At 59.2% G+C, this 17,188-nt stretch carries 16 protein-coding genes and 2 pseudogenes; 8 read left to right on the top strand and 10 right to left on the bottom strand.

Annotated elements, in window-relative coordinates; translation table 11 throughout:
* Window positions 1–171: 171 nt before the first annotated feature.
* Window positions 172–1,887, bottom strand: a complete 1,716-nt coding sequence (locus tag ABQJ48_RS22425; RefSeq protein WP_367840194.1) for a phospholipase C — start codon at window positions 1,885–1,887, stop codon at window positions 172–174.
* A gap of 609 nt (window positions 1,888–2,496) precedes the next feature.
* Here ABQJ48_RS22425 and ABQJ48_RS22420 point away from each other — a divergent pair.
* Complete coding sequence (locus ABQJ48_RS22420) at window positions 2,497–2,790, top strand: hypothetical protein (RefSeq protein ID WP_367840193.1); 294 nt, start codon at window positions 2,497–2,499, stop codon at window positions 2,788–2,790.
* 25 nt (window positions 2,791–2,815) lie between these two features.
* Here ABQJ48_RS22420 and ABQJ48_RS22415 read toward each other — a convergent pair whose 3' ends face one another.
* Both ABQJ48_RS22415 and ABQJ48_RS22410 read right to left on the bottom strand, forming a co-directional pair.
* Window positions 2,816–3,031 carry a hypothetical protein gene (locus ABQJ48_RS22415; protein WP_367840192.1) on the bottom strand — a complete coding sequence of 72 codons (216 nt, stop codon included), beginning with the start codon at window positions 3,029–3,031 and terminating at the stop codon, window positions 2,816–2,818.
* Between the two features lie 44 nt (window positions 3,032–3,075).
* Window positions 3,076–3,534 (bottom strand): MEKHLA domain-containing protein, encoded by a 459-nt coding sequence (locus ABQJ48_RS22410; RefSeq protein ID WP_473094171.1) that lies wholly within the window; start codon window positions 3,532–3,534, stop codon window positions 3,076–3,078.
* 386 nt (window positions 3,535–3,920) lie between these two features.
* On the opposite strand from ABQJ48_RS22410, the gene ABQJ48_RS22405 reads away from it, so the two are divergent.
* On the top strand, window positions 3,921–4,304 hold the full coding sequence (locus ABQJ48_RS22405; protein WP_367840190.1) for a DEAD/DEAH box helicase family protein: 384 nt from the start codon (window positions 3,921–3,923) through the stop codon (window positions 4,302–4,304).
* A gap of 439 nt (window positions 4,305–4,743) precedes the next feature.
* Complete coding sequence (locus ABQJ48_RS37885) at window positions 4,744–5,064, top strand: hypothetical protein (protein ID WP_473094169.1); 321 nt, start codon at window positions 4,744–4,746, stop codon at window positions 5,062–5,064.
* A gap of 19 nt (window positions 5,065–5,083) precedes the next feature.
* Here the strand turns inward: ABQJ48_RS37885 and ABQJ48_RS22395 are convergent, their stop codons facing one another.
* On the bottom strand, window positions 5,084–6,829 hold the full coding sequence (locus ABQJ48_RS22395; RefSeq protein WP_367840189.1) for an alkaline phosphatase family protein: 1,746 nt from the start codon (window positions 6,827–6,829) through the stop codon (window positions 5,084–5,086).
* A gap of 125 nt (window positions 6,830–6,954) precedes the next feature.
* Here ABQJ48_RS22395 and ABQJ48_RS37880 point away from each other — a divergent pair.
* Window positions 6,955–7,486 (top strand): annotated as a pseudogene (locus tag ABQJ48_RS37880) (transposase); the annotation flags it as partial.
* Between the two features lie 494 nt (window positions 7,487–7,980).
* Here the strand turns inward: ABQJ48_RS37880 and ABQJ48_RS22385 are convergent.
* Window positions 7,981–8,370 carry a hypothetical protein gene (locus ABQJ48_RS22385; RefSeq protein ID WP_367840187.1) on the bottom strand — a complete coding sequence of 130 codons (390 nt, stop codon included), beginning with the start codon at window positions 8,368–8,370 and terminating at the stop codon, window positions 7,981–7,983.
* 515 nt (window positions 8,371–8,885) lie between these two features.
* Between ABQJ48_RS22385 and oxlT the strand changes: the two genes are divergently transcribed.
* The 4 genes from oxlT (at window position 8,886) to ABQJ48_RS22365 (ending at window position 13,835) form a co-directional block, all read left to right on the top strand.
* Window positions 8,886–10,217, top strand: a complete 1,332-nt coding sequence (gene oxlT, locus ABQJ48_RS22380) for an oxalate/formate MFS antiporter (protein WP_367840186.1) — start codon at window positions 8,886–8,888, stop codon at window positions 10,215–10,217.
* Between the two features lie 64 nt (window positions 10,218–10,281).
* On the top strand, window positions 10,282–12,024 hold the full coding sequence (gene oxc, locus ABQJ48_RS22375) for an oxalyl-CoA decarboxylase (RefSeq protein ID WP_367840185.1): 1,743 nt from the start codon (window positions 10,282–10,284) through the stop codon (window positions 12,022–12,024).
* A gap of 25 nt (window positions 12,025–12,049) precedes the next feature.
* Window positions 12,050–13,300 (top strand): formyl-CoA transferase, encoded by a 1,251-nt coding sequence (gene frc, locus ABQJ48_RS22370; protein WP_367840184.1) that lies wholly within the window; start codon window positions 12,050–12,052, stop codon window positions 13,298–13,300.
* Window positions 13,301–13,403: 103 nt separating this feature from the next.
* On the top strand, window positions 13,404–13,835 hold the full coding sequence (locus tag ABQJ48_RS22365; RefSeq protein ID WP_367840183.1) for a PAS domain-containing protein: 432 nt from the start codon (window positions 13,404–13,406) through the stop codon (window positions 13,833–13,835).
* 173 nt (window positions 13,836–14,008) lie between these two features.
* Here ABQJ48_RS22365 and ABQJ48_RS22360 read toward each other — a convergent pair.
* From ABQJ48_RS22360 to ABQJ48_RS22340, 5 genes and pseudogenes are all read right to left on the bottom strand, one after another.
* Window positions 14,009–14,134: pseudogene (locus ABQJ48_RS22360) on the bottom strand (integrase); the annotation flags it as partial.
* Window positions 14,135–14,290: 156 nt separating this feature from the next.
* Window positions 14,291–14,833: an MOSC domain-containing protein gene (locus ABQJ48_RS22355; RefSeq protein ID WP_367840182.1), complete on the bottom strand. Its 543-nt coding sequence runs from the start codon at window positions 14,831–14,833 to the stop codon at window positions 14,291–14,293.
* Window positions 14,834–14,860: 27 nt separating this feature from the next.
* Window positions 14,861–15,913 (bottom strand): CobW family GTP-binding protein, encoded by a 1,053-nt coding sequence (locus ABQJ48_RS22350; protein ID WP_367840181.1) that lies wholly within the window; start codon window positions 15,911–15,913, stop codon window positions 14,861–14,863.
* Window positions 15,910–16,209, bottom strand: coding sequence for a hypothetical protein (locus tag ABQJ48_RS22345; protein ID WP_367840180.1), 300 nt, complete (start codon window positions 16,207–16,209; stop codon window positions 15,910–15,912). Before ABQJ48_RS22345 ends, ABQJ48_RS22350 begins: the two co-directional genes overlap by 4 nt.
* Window positions 16,210–16,250: 41 nt before the next feature.
* Entirely contained in the window at window positions 16,251–17,129 is an 879-nt protein-coding gene (locus ABQJ48_RS22340; RefSeq protein WP_367840179.1) for a polysaccharide deacetylase family protein, read from the bottom strand.
* Window positions 17,130–17,188: the final 59 nt, after the last annotated feature.

Below are 17,188 nucleotides of genomic sequence, written 5' to 3'. Positions count from 1 at the left end.
CTGTGGCAAATCTGAACTGCAAATAAGCAGGTCGAGCCACCGTACCGGCTGGCTCGACGCCTTTACTGACTGTCTGTTATCAACGTCCCGTTCATCGAACGTCACGCCGCAGGATTGACCAGCAGGTCCCCTGCGGCATGACAGACAAACCAGGCGTGTCAGTCTGACTACTTAGTTCATCACCGGCGCGGAGGACAGCTTGGTGCCAGTGTTCGTGTCGAGGAACACCGCCGGCGTCTTGCCACCATTCGTGAAGTCGAACAGCGAATTGAGGCTGCCCGTCGTCGCATCGTGCGATCCGCCACCGATTCGCGTGCCGCCGAGCCAGTTGTCTTCGATGAACTTGACAACAGAGGCTTGCGTAATCAGCGTATGGTCGACGAAGTTGCTACGGGCATACGGCGAGATCACGATGAGCGGAACACGCGTGCCCGGACCGCAACGGCCATTCACAGCAGCCCCCGTCACGCCAACGCCTTGAGTTGCGCCCGCTGCGTTACAGGTACCTACGCCATTCAGCTGGTCGGCGGTCGGGTCGAACGATGAAGTCGTCGGCGTCGCGTAAGCATGGTCGTACCAGCCATCCGAATCGTCGTAGGTGATGATGATGGCGGTGTTCTTCCAATCCGGCTGTTGCTCCAGGAAGTTGACGACCTTCGTGTAAAACGCCTGCTCGTCAATCGGATCCGAGTTGCCCGGGTGGCCATCGCCGACGGCCGGTGCCTTCAGATAGCTGACCGACGGGTAGTTACCCGACGAGACAGCCGCGAAGAAATCGTTGACGTCGTACTGATGGTGAACCGGCTTGGCCGTCGAATCGAGCGGATCTGTCTGGCCAATCAGCGCGGTCGAAGTCGGGCGGGTGTGCGCCAGGTTGGCCGTCGTCGCATAGTACTGGAACCAGTTGTGGTGCGGTATGTAGTCCACCTTCGTTGCCCCGAGGACCGACGAGAACGTGCTGCGCTGGCATGACGTCGTGCCGTTCGGATTCGTGGCGGTCAGGTCGAAACCACCCATGAAGCCGCCCCACGTGATGTTCTTCGCATTGAGCAGGTCACCGATGTTCTTGTTGTTCGCGGACATCGTGACACTGGTCGTCGCCGAGCACAGGTCGCCTGTAGGATCCGAGTCACCATTGACCGTGAAGCCGCCGGCGCCGTCGGCGATGACGTTGTCGCCTTGCGCGGCGCCGGTCGAGGAAACACCGCCGTTCGTTTGCCCCGAGACGACTTCAAGCGCACCCGGCGTCGACGGACCGTACGTGTCCGTGTACATGTTGTCGCTCATCGCAAAGTTCTGGGCGTAGTTCCAGAGCGCCGTGACCGTGTTGCCGTCGAAGTAACCCATCACGAGACCCGGCGTACCGAATGTCGAACCGCTACCGGCACCATTGTTACCCGTGAACTTAGGGAACAGGTCAGCCGCGCCATTGTCGTAGGCGAGCTGTTCGTTGCGATAGTCGTGCGACTGGCCGTTCGTGTTGGCCTGGCTGCGGTCGAGGCGGAACGGGTTCTTGCCGCTAGCTGCGGAAAACGCGTTGTTAGCCGTGTTCAGGAAGTTCGGGTTGCTCGTCAGAAGCGATTTCTGATTCAGGGTGTTGATCTGCGTCGGCGTATTCGCCGCCGCTGTGAACGCGGGCTCACCGGCCGGGTTCTGCGCGTTCGGGTAGGTGCCGAAGTAGTGATCGAAGGAACGATTTTCACCGAAGATCACGACCAGATGCTTGATCGGCGTTGCAGTGGTCAGCGCGTCCTGCGCGGACACAGTTACAGTCGGCGCAGAGGCGGCCGGGGCAGATGCAGAAGAGCTGTCATTGTTGCTTCCGCATGCGCTCAGCACAAACAGTGCGGTGGCAAGCGGAATGGGCAAAAGGGTTCTGTGAAACATTAGGGACTCCACATTCGCTAACCAGCCCTTCCATCGATACGTGCGGACGGTGCTGGAAATTGTTGTTAGAAAAGCGACGGCCAAGCTATTGAATAAAGCCGGCGAATTGGACCACTAAAAAGTGAAAGTTTTCGGGCAAATTCCTAACCATCGCCTTTCATTGGCGCAGAGGTACCGCTTTAAGCGGCATCCCGATTCAAAAGCGCGGCGCCTGAACAGCGCTCAAGGCATGACCGCAAGGTCGTCGCCCTATGCAGCCAGCAGAACAAGCTTTCGATCTTCGCAGGCGAACGACTGATGCTGGCTGTACTTCGGTCGATCGCAGCAAGGCTGTGACTGTCTCCTGATGGCCGAACAGCGACGATTTGTCCAGACGCCTTTCCACGTTGTAAATCGAACCCGCAGCGTTTGCGTCGATCCACGACGCGCTATTTTTCGCGCTCCGGACGCCCGAAAAGCCGTCCCGCCTGCGCGCTGGACCCAAGCCCGCGTCAAAGACAGCCGAGATTTTGATCGAATTTCAAGCCGAAACGGTCATGCAGCGCCGAAAAACTCGGTATAGTTCGAAAGCTCGGGCATTTCGGTTGCCCTATTCTGACGGATCTCGATATGATTCCAATCGCAATCGGTGCAGCATCCACTCTACTCAGCGGCGTGAGCAGCGCCATTGGTTCCGGGCTGTCGAAGCTGACAGGCCAAAGCTCAACGAGCGAATCGAGCCAGTCGAGTTTTGCGGCACATCTGAAGACGGCAACGTCACAGAGCAGCCTCGGCAAGAGCCAGCATCACCATCACGCGCAAAGCGCGTTGAGCGCATTGGCGAGTTCTTCGCCATCGCAGTCGCAAACCACTACCGGTTCCGGTACGACAGCGGTCGGCTCAGTCATCAATATCAGCGCCTAAAACGCCAGCCGCATCAAATACGGATTCATCGAGCCATCCCGTGCCCAACAGATGGCGCTTCGATGAAAGCCACTGCTTCCATTGTGCCGAGTCCCTCGGGAAGGTAGGCCGATACATTGACGTTGGCGTTCGCCTCTGATCGACCCATCTCCGCCGCTCGCGCTTTAGCCAACCGGATAGCGGCTTCCGGACGCACACCGGTCATCGCACTTAATCCGGCATCTGACGGATCATCGGCCATTGCGCAAGTCCAAATAGCGCGCATAAACGATTGGCATACGCGAATCAGATGTCGCGCGTGCGCGGGATGACAACCGCCTGGCCGTGCAGTTTGCCGTCTGCGTCGAGAAGTTGCCACAGTGTGGCTTCCTCGATTATGAAGCGCTCGCCTGACTTGGTGACACGCACGCCCTTGTAGCCGGCCTCGTAGCCGAGCCGCTGTACGCGTGCGAGAAACTGCTGCCGCTCCTCGCGATTTGGGGCCTCGGCTGAGAGCCGGGACGGCAGTCGGGTGATTTCATCCCAGCTATATCCAAAGCGGCGCTGCGCGGCCTTGTTGCCGTAAATAAAGCGCGGGTCGGGATCGGTATTGTGCGCGAGTACCGCGAACGGGGCACTCTCATAGAGCCATTCGGTAGCTTCGACCACGGGCATGGCCCGCGGCACTAGGGGGCGACCAAGCAACTGGGCGTAGCTGTCGGCAAGGAGCTGATAGAAACCTGGATTGCAGTGGAGTGGGATCATCTGAGACATCTCGACGGAAATCGTGTGGTCTGTGCAAGGGCGAAGGCGCTCACGATACAGCATTCGCAGGCGAAGTATCCTGGCGTCCAGCAGCGGCAGGGGTGGTGATTGATCAATCGGACAGTAATGGTGGCGGATCGGACAACACTCCACTGTCCGAGGTACGCAAGCGGGCCAAGGACCGTCCTTTGGCCGCACTGAGACGAATGGCGGCGACCCGAGGTTGTCCGCGCGCGAAGGATGATCCACTTCCGTGGCCGGACCCGTTGTTGCCGATCACGATTCCGAAAACGGACGCCGGCCGAGCGTTTCTCCAAGGCAATTGAATCAATTCGTTGACGTGATACCACGATTCCCAATCACGCAACAACTCCGGATCTTTTTGGATGATTGCCGACATGCAGTTCCGGCGACCGATTTCCTGCGCACCGGGGCAAACTGATGGTCTTTCGGCCCAAATCGAGTCTATGCCTGCCCAGTTCAGACCCACGCCAGAGCAACAGGCCATCGTAGATGCGGCCGGCAGCGGCGACAACCTCAAGATCAAGGCTTACGCGGGTGCGGGAAAAACATCGACGCTCCGTCTGGTCGCGCATCGGCTTGCTCCACTGCGCGGTACCTACCTCGCGTTCAACAGGGAAATCGCTGAGCATGCGCGGCAGGGCTTTCCGGATAACGTCGTTGCGCGGACTGTCCACTCGCTCGAGTATGCCTCCACACCGCCCGCCTTGACCTCGCGGGGTGAGCCTGGCCGCCGAGCCACCGCATGAGCTTGCGGCGCGGTACGGCCTGAGCTCCGTGGAGGTGCCATCTGTCACTGGCAAGGCTCTCGAATTGGCCCCTTCGACCTGGGGCGTATGGTCGCCGACGGACTTGGACGCTTCTGTCGTTCCGCGAGTCCGGTACCCGAGCCGGCTCACATTCCCGTCGACGAGAGAATCGACATTGGCGCCGCAGAGTGGCTCCGCGACGGACTGCTCCCCTCCGTTTCTCGCATGTGGAGGGACAGCACTGACCGCCGCGCATGGTGCGTCGCCGATCGACCCGGAGCCGCCGATCGAGCGTGCGAGACATCTGACCGCTCTGAATCCGCGAACCGCCATTGACCGGATTGCAGGTCATACAGGAGCCGAGCATGGCCCCCAATAGCTCGCGCGAATTTCGGCCTTCCGGCGCCGCGTCCGGGCGGCGTCCGATCGGAAATCATCAGTGATCCAAGGGATTGCGCTTCCGACTAACATTCTCGCGCTCAGCGCAGTGGTCGAAGCCGCGAGTGCAGGCGAACATCGTGAACGCGGTAATGAACGTGATGGTCATCGTGAGGAAATCGGGCGTGCGGATATCACGTATATCCGCACGCCCAGGGGCTGGATGTATCTGGCAGTCGTGCTGGACCTTTCACTCGCACAAGGTCGTGAGCTGGTTATGGCACCCACGATGCCAGCCGCGCTGGTGATATCGGCACTGACCATCACGCAGTACATCGTCGGCTTCTACAATCCCGTGCGCTTGCACTCAACTTTGAGCTAGCTGTCGTGCTTCAGTCGTTTCAGTCGCGGCGCTTGCCGTCGTCGCTGTCACCCTTGACGACCGCTCCGGTGACCTGATCGAGGATGAGAGGACGCAGATTCGGCTCGCGCTCGAAGTCGAACATGTTATCGAGCGAATTTGCATGCCGGTCGACGGATCCCGTACCTGCGGGAGGAGCAACTGGGCCATCGATGAAGCCGAGCTTCCAATTGTCCTCGATGAAACGAAGCACTGAGGCCTGCTGAGTCAGCGTGTGATCGACGAAGTTCGATTTCGCCCAAGGCGAAATCACCACCAGAGGCTGGCGCGGGCCGAGACCGCAGCGCGCGGCGTCGGCACCGGGCTGCGGCGTGCCGCAATTACCGGGGCCGAACAGGAAGTCGATGTTGGTCGCCGACGGGGTCAAGAGCGGCGGCATGACGTGGTCGTACCAGCCATCGGAATCATCCCAAACGATGACGATCGCAGTGTCGTGCCAATAGCGAGACTGCTGGACCGCGTTGATTGTCTTTACAAGGAACGCTTGTTCGGTGAGCGAATCGGAACTTTGCGGATGGCCGTATTGATAGACCGGCGCCTTCACGTAACTGACCGAGGGCAATGAGTTGTGGGACAGCGCCGTGTCGAAATCCGAGATGTCGTACTGGTGGTTGGCCTGGTCGGTCTTGCCAATCATTTCCGCCGAGCTCGGCCGCAGATGGTGTGGGTTGCGCGTGCTCGCATATTTCATGAAAGGAGTAACGCCGGTGCTGTAGTCGTTCTCGAGGACATGCACGTCCGGACCCGGGTTAACGCTCGGGTTCTGCACGTTATAAGTGACGCCGTTGATCTGCACTTGATGGGCGACATGCTGGGAGCCGCAAACCGCAGGCGCAGACATATTGCCGTTCGCATCGAACTTCGCGGGCGTGGTGGGCAGGAAGCCTCCCTGGAAATAGCCCCAGGTCACGTTCTTTTCGTTCAGGAGATCGCCGACATTCTTGCCGGTCATTTCAAAAGTCCGGCCCTTTCCGCAATCGTCGAGATAGCCGGGGAGGTTGGCGTCGGTCAAGGTTATCGAATGATCCGTCGGATTGACGTAGAAGCCGCTGGTGTCGGGGTTCTCAGGGTTGGCGGGATCGTGAATGATAATCCCATGCGTGTTGCCCGAAACGATATTGGCATGGCCGGGCACAGTGGGGCCGTAGGTGGTGGAAAAAGAATTGTCGCTCATGGCGTAGTGCTGAGCGTAGTTCCACAGCGCCTGGACGGTGTTGCCGTCGTAATAATTCATGATGGTTGAGCCGTCCACGGCGCAGCCCGGGCCCTTGCCGGTGGCTGTCTGCGGGAAGCGATCCACAGCCCCGCCATCGTACGCCTGCTGCTCGGGTTCGTAGTTATGCGCCATATCGCAGGTGTAGGCGTCGGCGGGGCGAAGCCGCGTTGGGTTGGCGGGGCGTCCGGACAAGCTCCAATTCGGATTGCTCCGCAGCAAGTCCGGCGTCAGGACGTTGGCGGCCGGCGTGCCGGGGCGCGCCACGAATTTCGGCGCAGGCACACCAACCCAGCTTTGCTCGCCGGGAATATTCGCCGCGTGCGGATAAGTCCCGAAGAGATTGTCGAAAGTTCTGTTCTCGGGAATGATGACCACGATGTGCTTGATCGGTGTTCGCGTATCTTCGCGATGGTTGTCCGGATCACCATCGGCGGCGTGAACGACGGAGGCCCAAAGCGCCAGCGACGCAGCCGATGCTAAAAGAGTTCTTCGAATATTTTGACGAAACACGGAATACCTTTTGAGGAGTGTAGGGAATAGAAAAGATCCGACTTGAACAAGTAAAGTTAGTCTGACGATTGCAGCTGCTCGGGCTCTAGTTTTAGGTACTCCTAGATGATGAGCTGCACGAAAATTATGCTCACCCGCGCGGTAGGCTCAAGCAAGCGATGATTGAAGCCTTGCATCTGGAGAAGCCCCGCACAGCAGTGAGCATTGCCCGCACGGGCTTTGTGCCCGAACAACTGCGCTGGGGATGCGCTCGAAGGCTTCGCGCGCCAAATGAAGAAGATGCCTGCCTTGTTGCGCGAGAGCCTGACTTACGATCGCAGAAACCGAAATAACGTTGTCATGCCGAGCGGTCCAAGCGATTGAATCCCGATATCTGCTTTGCCGATCCGCATACACCTTGGCAACATGGCAGCCACGAGAACACCAACGGCCTGCTGCACGAGTTCTTACGCAAGGGCATGGACCTTTCGACGGTCACGCAGATCCCGCGCAACGACATCGCTAAACTCCTCAATGGGCGGCCCCGTGAAGCCCTTGGATGGGACACACCTGAGAAAGCCATGGCCAAAAGAATTGGAAGACGCCGGTTTAGCTAAACGTTTGCACTGGCTCTTGACGCCACCGCAACAAGTTTCGGAAATGACACTCGCATCTTAGAAGCACCATGTGACGCGCTCATTACTGCGAGTTTTCAAAAAACTTGCTGGGTCTGATCACGCTCGAAAACTCGACATTTCGGCGCCATGGTGGCCAGCGGCGGATCGGCGCTCAACAGCAGACGTTCGCCGGGAAACCGCGAAGGTCGCAAAATGGCCGACCTCTGCCCGATGCCGCCCGGTGCCTGAATCCCGACCCGTGCGTCGCGCAGAAGACCGTAGCCTACGCTGAACGGCCCTTCAGGTTTACCAACAACGGCCGTTCACAACCGCGGCCAACTTAGGAAGCATTTCGCGCTCTTTCCGCTCCACAGCAGTTCATCCGCGGGGCTTATCGGTGCTTTGCCGGGCAATTACTTGTCGGAGAGAGCCTTCGATTCGAGGGCCAGTAGCATCACTGTCGATTTCGCTTTTCATGATCTGCTTCGCCGCACTTGCAAAAAGACGATAGCGGCCATGCCCATGCCCATGCAAACCGCAGCGACGCGCAACAATCTACACGCCAGCCAGCGCGGGCAACTCTAATTCATACGACGCACGCTCACACCGGCGGTTCGCTTGCGGTAAAGGCATCACGTGGGTCGGATTCGGCGCACTATCGACGCGCCCCTGGAAGCGCGATGGATAGCGGGCTCTTTTCTTCTCGAGAATCGCCAAACTCAAAAACTCAGCGCTATACGCCTTCAGCAAGTGCGCATGATGCGCCTCGATGTACGCGGAAATCTGCGCATGTTCGTCGTCAATCGTGGCCAGCGATGTCAGCGTGCGCTCATCCCAACGGAAGCGCAGGCCGAGTTCTTCGAAAGCGGCGTTATAAGCACAAAGTTGCGCCTCGACTTCCGCATCATGCGCGCTGTCGCGCGCATCAAATTGAGAGGTGTTCATCGTCGTCTCCTTCCGGCAAATGGCACGACCCAAGAATAGAAGAACGGTTGGATAAACGATAATTAAAGTTTTTTAAAAAAACGATAGAGCTTTGCTTATAGATGTAATTTGGTGCCGCGCCATTTCGATGGGAAAAGCACGCGCTTCGCGGTGCGCTACCCGCCGGTTGAGCATCAGGGGAAATCCAACTGCGTCCAGGGATTCGAAAAGACGGGCGCAGAGGCTCTCGCCGTCTGAAGGCCGTCTCTAGTATTAGTGATAGTTAATGCAAACCATAAAATGTTTTAACTTTCGTTTATCGTCGTTCTCGCGCAGCATCCCATCACACCCGCTGCAGGCTCAATAGCTTTCAATCCACTGTTGTGCGTTCAACGAGTAAGAGCTTTCGTTAGTGCGCTTTTCTCTGGCCGACCATTGGCGCTTCTTTGCTCGCAGACAAACCAGCGACGAAGCGATTCGATCACGTAAGTCCAACGCGCCGCTCGAGCGCGACGGAAAGTACAGGAGACGGAGACATGGGACATTCCAACGTAGCGGAGACCGGCCGGCCAGCGTTCTGGCATCAACGGTGGGTGCAACTTGCGATCGGCGTGGTGTGCATGGGACTGGTCGCGAACCTGCAATACGCGTGGACGTTGTTCGTCGTACCAATAGACAACGCTCACCACTGGGGACAAGCGGCGATCCAGACGGCGTTCACGATATTCATCGTGACCGAAACCTGGCTCGTTCCCGTAGAAGGCTGGCTCGTCGACAAGTTCGGACCGCGCCCGGTGGTGATCGGCGGCGCGCTCTGCGCGGCTATCGGCTGGATGATCAACGCTCATGCAGGCAGTCTCTCCGAACTCTACATCGCGGCAGTCATTGCCGGTATCGGCGCGGGATGTGTGTACGGCACCTGCGTCGGGGTGGCACTCAAATGGTTCCCGGACAAACGCGGTCTCGCAGCCGGGTTGACGGCGGCAGGCTTCGGCGCTGGCGCGGCGGTAACGGTGATTCCAATTGCCAACATGATCCAGCGTTCGGGCTACGAGCACACGTTCATGTTCTTCGGCATTTTCCAGGGCGTCTGCATCCTGCTGCTCGCCACCTTGCTTGTACGGCCTAAACCGCCTGCCTACGCGGTCGCGCCTAAACGTATTGTTGCAAGCAAGGTCGACTACACGTCCCGGGAGATGATCCGTTCGCCGCTGTTCTGGGTGCTCTATTTGATGTTCGTATTCGTCGCGGCCGGCGGCATCATTGCAACCGCCCAGCTAGGACCGCTCGCGAAGGAATACGGCTTCGCCAGAATGCCGGTCAACCTGCTGGGCATCACGCTACCGCTCCTCACGATGACGCTGTCCATCGACAATCTGTGCAACGGCTTCACTCGCCCTCTGTGCGGCTTTCTATCGGACCGCATTGGCCGTGAAAACACCATGTTCATGATCTTTCTCGGCGAAGGCGTCGCGCTGCTCGGACTGATGCAGTTCGGCCATAACCCGTACGCGTTCATGTTCTTCGCCGCCGCCATATTCCTTTGTTGGGGCGAAATCTTCTCGATCTTCCCGGCGACCTGCGCGGACACGTTCGGCAGCAAATACGCCGCAGCGAATGCGGGGACGCTCTACACCGCGAAAGGGACTGCCTCGATGCTGGTGCCGGTTGCATCGGTACTGTCCGCGAACGGTGGCTGGAGCACCGTGTTTATCTCAGCGGCCGCGATATCGCTCGCGGCCGCCGTATCCGCGAAATTCATTCTCGCCCCTATGAGAAAGTGCTGGATCGAAAACTCAGGCGCGCCAGCCGGCGTGGCCGTCGCCGAGGCACGGCTGCAACCGTCGTCCGGTGGCTCGTCTGATTGAATCACCTCGTGAGCCCGCCGCTCGCGACCCAACTCATCACGCCCCGCTACCCCGGAGAGATGTCATGGCAGAAGCCGACCAGCTCAAAACAGACACTACGTCACAACAACAGGCGAGCGAAACGACCGATGGATTTCATCTCGTCATCGACGCGCTGAAACTGAACGACATCAATACGATCTTCGGACTGGTCGGTATTCCCATTACCGACCTCGCGCGACTCGCACAAGCCGAAGGAATGCGTTTCATCGGCTTTCGCCATGAGCAGCACGCGGGCAATGCCGCCGCCATTTCCGGCTACATCACGAAGAAGCCGGGCATCTGCCTGACCGTGTCGGCACCCGGCTTTTTAAACGGCCTGACCGCGCTCGCCAATGCGACCACCAATTGCTTTCCGATGATTCTGATCAGCGGTTCAAGCGAACGCGAAATCGTCGATCTGCAGCAGGGAGATTACGAGGAAATGGATCAATTGAACGCGGCCAGGCCTTACGCCAAGGCAGCGTATCGCGTGCTCCATGCGGAGGACATCGGCATCGGCGTGGCGCGTGCGATCCGTGCAGCGGTGTCTGGCCGGCCGGGTGGTGTCTATCTGGACTTGCCGGCCAAGCTGCTCGCGCAAACGCTAGACACCGTCAAGGCGCAGCAGTCGCTGGTGAAAGTGGTCGACGCCGCGCCGCGTCAGTTGCCGGCGCCGGAATCGGTCAAGCGTGCGCTTGACGTGCTGAACAGCGCAAAACGTCCGCTGATCCTGCTCGGCAAGGGGGCGGCGTATGCCCAGGCTGACGCGGAAATCCGCGCTTTCGTCGAGCAAAGCGGCATTCCGTATCTGCCGATGTCGATGGCCAAGGGCTTGTTGCCCGACACGCACGAGCAATCCGCATCGGCAGCGCGCTCGTTCGTGCTGCAAGAAGCCGACGTAGTCGTGCTGATCGGTGCGCGTCTGAACTGGCTGCTCTCGCATGGTAAAGGCAAGACCTGGGGTGCGCAGCCGAAGCGGTTCATCCAGGTGGATATCTCGCCGACCGAAATCGACAGCAACGTCGCCATTGCCGCGCCGGTGATCGGCGATATCGGTTCATGCGTAGCGGCGCTTCGCGCCGGCCTCGATGCGAGCTTCGTCAAACCGGGCGCGGAGTGGATCGGCGCGATTGCCGAGCGCAAGAACAAGAATCTCGCCAAGATGGCCGCGACGCTCGACAAGAACCCGTCGCCGATGAACTTTCACAGCGCGTTACGCGCGATTCGCGATGTGTTGAAAACGCGCCCGGACATTAACGTCGTCAACGAAGGCGCCAACACGCTCGACTACGCGCGCAGCATTATCGACATGTACGAGCCGCGCAAGCGCTTTGATTCCGGCACGTGGGGAATCATGGGTATCGGTATGGGCTTCGCCATCGGCGCGGCGGTAACGACAGGCAAACCGGTGGTCGCGATCGAAGGCGACAGCGCCTTCGGATTCAGCGGCATGGAACTCGAAACGATCTGCCGTTACGAGTTGCCGGTTTGCACGGTCGTATTCAACAACAACGGCGTATATCGCGGCACCGACGTGAACCCGACGGGCGGCAAGGACGTTGCGCCTACTGTGTTCGTGAAGGGGGCGCGCTACGACAGGATGATCGAGGCATTCGGCGGCATCGGCTATCACGCGAGCACGCCTGAAGAACTGACGAAGGCACTCGTCGAGGCAATCGCATCCGGCAAACCTAGCTTGATCAATGCCGTTATCGATGAAGCGGCCGGCACCGAAAGCGGCCGCCTGACAAACCTGAATCCGCAAAGCGCGGCAATGAAAAAGTAATCGGATTAACCAAGGAGATACCAGCATGACCAAACCTCTCGAAGGCATCAAGATCATCGACTTCACTCATGTTCAGGCCGGTCCCGCGTGCACCCAGTTGCTCGCCTGGTTCGGTGCTGACGTGATCAAGGTCGAAAGGCCGGGTTCGGGCGACGTCACGCGCAACCAGTTGCGCGACATCCCGGATGCCGACGCGCTGTACTTCACGATGCTCAACAGCAACAAGAAGTCGCTGACACTCGACACGAAGAAGCCAGAAGGCAAGGAAGTGCTCGAAAAACTGATCCGCGAATCCGATGTTCTGGTCGAGAATTTCGGGCCGGGCGCGTTGGACCGAATGGGTTTTTCGTGGGAACGTCTGAACGAACTCAACCCCAAGATGATCGTCGCCTCGGTGAAGGGTTTCAGCGATGGTCACCACTATGACGACCTGAAGGTCTACGAAAACGTTGCGCAATGCGCGGGCGGAGCGGCCTCCACCACCGGCTTCTGGGACGGTCCGCCGACCATCAGCGCCGCGGCGCTCGGCGACAGCAACACGGGCATGCATCTCGCGATCGGCATTCTGACTGCACTGCTCGGGCGCGACAAAACCGGCAAGGGCCAGAAGGTCGCTGTGTCGATGCAGGACAGCGTGCTGAACCTGTGCCGCGTTAAGCTTCGCGATCAGCAGCGACTGGAGCGAGTGGGATATCTCGAGGAATATCCGCAGTATCCGCACGGCGAATTCGGCGATGTGGTGCCGCGCGGCGGTAATGCGGGCGGCGGCGGGCAGCCGGGCTGGGTGCTCAAATGCAAGGGCTGGGAAACGGATTCGAATGCATACATCTATTTCACGATCCAGGGCCATGCATGGGAGCCGATCTGCAAAGCACTCGGCAAGACCGAGTGGATCGATGACCCAGCCTATAAAACCGCTGAAGCGCGTCAACCGCATATCTTTGAGATCTTCCGAACCATCGAAGCCTGGCTCGCCGACAAGACCAAATTCGAAGCGGTCGACATCTTGCGTAAATTCGACATTCCGTGTGCGCCAGTGCTGACGATGAAGGAACTGGCCAACGATCCTTCATTGCGGGCGAGCGGGACAATCGTCGAAGTACCGCACAAGAAGCGCGGCTCGTATCTGACCGTCGGTAGCCCGATCAAATTCTCGGACATGAAGCCGGAGGTCACTGCATCTCCCCTGCTCGGGGAGCATACCGACGAAGTGCTGGCGGGCCTTGGCTACAGCAAGCAGGAGATCTTCAATCTACGCGAAATCAACGCGGTTTGACGGCGTCACGCAGGCCGGGGAATCTGGCTCTGACGTGTAGATACGGCGCCTCTGACGGCGCCGCATTCGATTCAAATCCGCATTTTTTCCCTGGAGGAGCGTCGTGCAAACTGCCATCGACTTCGAGCAACTTGCCAACGCAATCGGCGACGCGATAATCATCTCCGATGCCGGCGGCGGCATCACCTTCTGGAACCCCGCAGCCGAACGCATGTTCGGCTTTACGCAAAGCGAGGCGCTCGGCAATTCGCTGGACTTGATCATTCCGGAACGCTTGCGCGGCCGACACTGGGACGGCTATCAGAAGACCATGGCAACGGGCGAAACCCGTTATGGCAATGATGTGCTGCGTGTCCCCGCCGTGCATAAGGACGGACGGTCAATGTCGATCGCCTTTACAGTTGCATTGCTGCATTCGCCGCAAAATGAACTCAACGGCATCGTGGCAGTGATTCGCGACGAAACCGCCCGTTTCAAAGAGGATCGCTTGCTGCGCCAGCGTCTTGCGGAGCTGGAAGCATCCGCGGGCGCGTGAGAGGCGGGATCAAAGCGCAGCCCCCATTCCGCCGTCTGCGGCCAGGGCGGCAGAATTGGGCTACGCCCCTGCATTTTTGCGGATCGTCGATGATCGTGGGGAGGTCGTCGAATGACCGTTCCTGGCCCGGAAAGCGACCAATGGTCAGCCGCCGACCGGCGATGCCTCCCCGCTCAAACCTCAGTTTGCTCAGCAATCTCAAGCGCATCGTCGACCTCGATGCCGAGGTACCGCACTGTGCTCTCAAGCCTGGTATGGCCGAGCAGCAGTTGCACGGCGCGGAGGTTCTTCGTGCGGCGACGAGATGCTATCGAATCGGCCGCTTCGAGAGGTACAACGGTCATTCACTCCTTCGAATCGCCTGGCAGGTCATCGGCCATCGCAGTTATTCGACTTGCTCGTAATCCGCGTGATTCAACCGTCTGATTTCAGGGAAAGTCGCGCCCAATGCGCTGCTACACCATTTCAAGCTCACGGTGCGGCGGCGGTGGCAACTTGACGGCGATTTCATCGCCCGGGCCTATCGGTCCAGCTTTCGTCACAACACCCATCACGCCGGCCTTTCGCAGGAGCTTTCCTTCCGGCGAACGACCAAGAACGGCTGACATCAGCCCAGCCTGGAAATGATCTATTTGCGCGCAGGGGTTTCTAAGGCCAGTGAGTGTGGCGACCGCATGCTCGCCGATATGCAATTCTGTGCCCACGGGCAACGATAGAAGATCAAGGCCGCGCGTCGTGACGTTTTCGCCGAGATCGCCAGGGAGAACTCTAAACCCCTTCTCTGTCAGCTCATCGAATAGTTCATCATGAATGAGGTGCACCTGGCGCAGGTTGGGTTGCGAGGGATCTCGAGCGACACGGGAGCGGTGTTTGACCGTTGCACCACAGTGAGCATCGCCTTCGACACCCAAACCTTCCAGCAACATGATTTGTCCAACGGATCGCTTGGAAAATGTGTGCGAGGCATTGAGGTGAACCGCAATGACTTTTCCGTCCACTAGATGACCTCCAATGATTGGCATAACTCAGTTGAACGCTCGCAGCGATGCTTCGATCTGCGCTTGTGGTGGCAGCCTGCCGATCAGCACCAATTGCGAGCGCCGCTCGCCGTTGGGCCATCCGGACAGATGAACCGGTTCGTGAATCAAATGGTGAACGCCATGAATGACCAAAGGCAATTCGGAGCCGCGAACGTTCAGAATTCCTTTGACGCGCAAGATGTCGGCGCCCCGGCTATGCATCAGCATCGAAAGCCATATGCCGAAAGCGACCCAGTCGATCGGCTCATCAAATGTCAATGAATAGGTCGAAATCTCACCGCGGTGCGGACCTTCCGGCTCTCGTCCAAACGCTCGGTATTTCGCCGATGCGGTGTTCGATGCGCCCTGAGCAATACCCGCCAGCGGGAACCAGCGTCGCACCTCGTCGATGCGCGCGGCGGGCTGATCGAGATCCTCACTCAGCAGGACCTGGGCATCGCCAGCATCGTTGCGTGATACGGCCAGCCACGCAGACCCATTGATCTGCCGCAACGCACTCTGCACGGTCTCGAGTTGTGAGGCATCGACCAGATCTGCCTTCGTGATCACCAGCCGGTCAGCGATGGCCGCCTGGTTGCGCGACTCGGCCTGCTGTGCGAATTGATCGAGCACATGGACCGCGTCCACTGTCGTCACTACATTGCCGAGCCTGAAGTGGTGCCGCAGCACCGGGTCGCCGGAGACGGTATTGAGCACCGGCACCGGGTCGGCCAAGCCAGTCGATTCGATGATGATCCGATCAAAGGGCGGCACTTGCTGGCGTTCGCGCCGGTCATACAGATCGAGCAGAGCCTGCCGCAAATCCTCGCGCACGCTGCAGCATATGCAGCCGTTCTGCAGCACGACGGTCTCGTGATCGAGCCGTTCCAGCAGCCGATGATCGAGGCCGATTTCGCCGAGTTCGTTGATCAGCACCGCGCAATGCGCGAATGCCGGTTCCCCGAGCAGGCGCTTTAACAACGTCGTCTTGCCGCTGCCGAGAAAGCCCGTCAGCAGATTAATGGGGATCCGTTGCGCTGACCTGAGCGGTTCGTTCACGATGCCTGCCGTAAATGATCAAGCAGATCCGCGGCCAGCGGATCGACACGGCGACCGCTCAGGCGCTCGACCGCCGGCCACAGCTGTGCGAGGTTTCCGACGATCTCCGTCTTGCCGGTGAATGTGCTGATCAAATAGGCGTGGCTTTGCCAATCGCTGACCGTACAGGCAAACGCTCGAAGCACCCGGTTCAGGCGGGCGACCCGCAACTGCCGCTCGCGGCGTCGCACCTGTGCATGCTCATCATCCGACGCCGGGTTATTGGCATCGGTCCAATGTGCTTCGCCGCCGAGCATTCCGCATAACCCACACATCGCACACCTCGCCCCATATCCGCTCAGCTGCGCGGGAACCGCCGCGCGTAGTCGCTGGCCATCTCTTCCATGCGGACGAACTTGACGCCCGCATGCCCGGACATGTATTCGAACAGGCGCTCGAGCATCAGCAATACCTGCGGCCGGCCAGACACGTCCGGATGGATCGTGATCGGGAACACGGCGTAATCATATTCCCGATAAACCCAGTCGAACTGGTCGCGCCACATCTGCTCGATATCCCGCGGATTGACGAAGCCGTGGCTGTTTGGCGATTTCTTGATGAACATCATCGGCGGGAGATCGTCCAGGTACCAGTTGGCCGGAATCTCGATCAGATCGGTTTCCCGACCGCGTACCAGCGGCTTCATCCAGTCCCGCGCATCTTTCCTGTAGTCGATCCTGGTCCAGGAGTCGCCGACGCGCACGCGATACGGCTGGAAATCGTGATGCATCAGGCTGTGGTCGTACAGAATGCCACGTTCGATCAGCAATTCGTTGGTCACATTGCTGAACTCCCACCACGGCGCGACATAACCGGTCGGCTTGCGACCGGCGAGCCGCATAATCAGCTCGATGCTCTTGTCGAGAACGTCAGCTTCCTGCTGGCGTGTCATCGCGATCGGGTTCTCGTGTGAATAGCCGTGCACGCCAATTTCATGACCCGCGTCCGCCACCGCCCGCATCTGTTCGGGGAAGGTTTCGATCGAGTGGCCCGGTATGAACCAGGTGGTCCTGATCTGCATACGCTCGAACAGCTTCAGGAGACGCGGCGAGCCCACCTCACCGGCGAAGAGACCGCGCGAAATGTCATCGGGAGAGTCCTCGCCGCCGTACGAGCCGAGCCAGCCGGCTACCGCATCCACATCCACACCGAAACCGCACAAAATCTCTTTGGCCATGCTCATACCTCACAAAATGAAGTGAACTGATGGTCGAATTGCGCTCGGACGTCGTCGCG

It is taken from the genome of Paraburkholderia suaedae, from assembly GCF_040812055.1.
Lineage (GTDB): Bacteria > Pseudomonadota > Gammaproteobacteria > Burkholderiales > Burkholderiaceae > Paraburkholderia.
The sequence above is the reverse complement of the archived record's forward strand: the minus strand, read 5'-3'. Positions and strand labels throughout refer to the sequence as shown.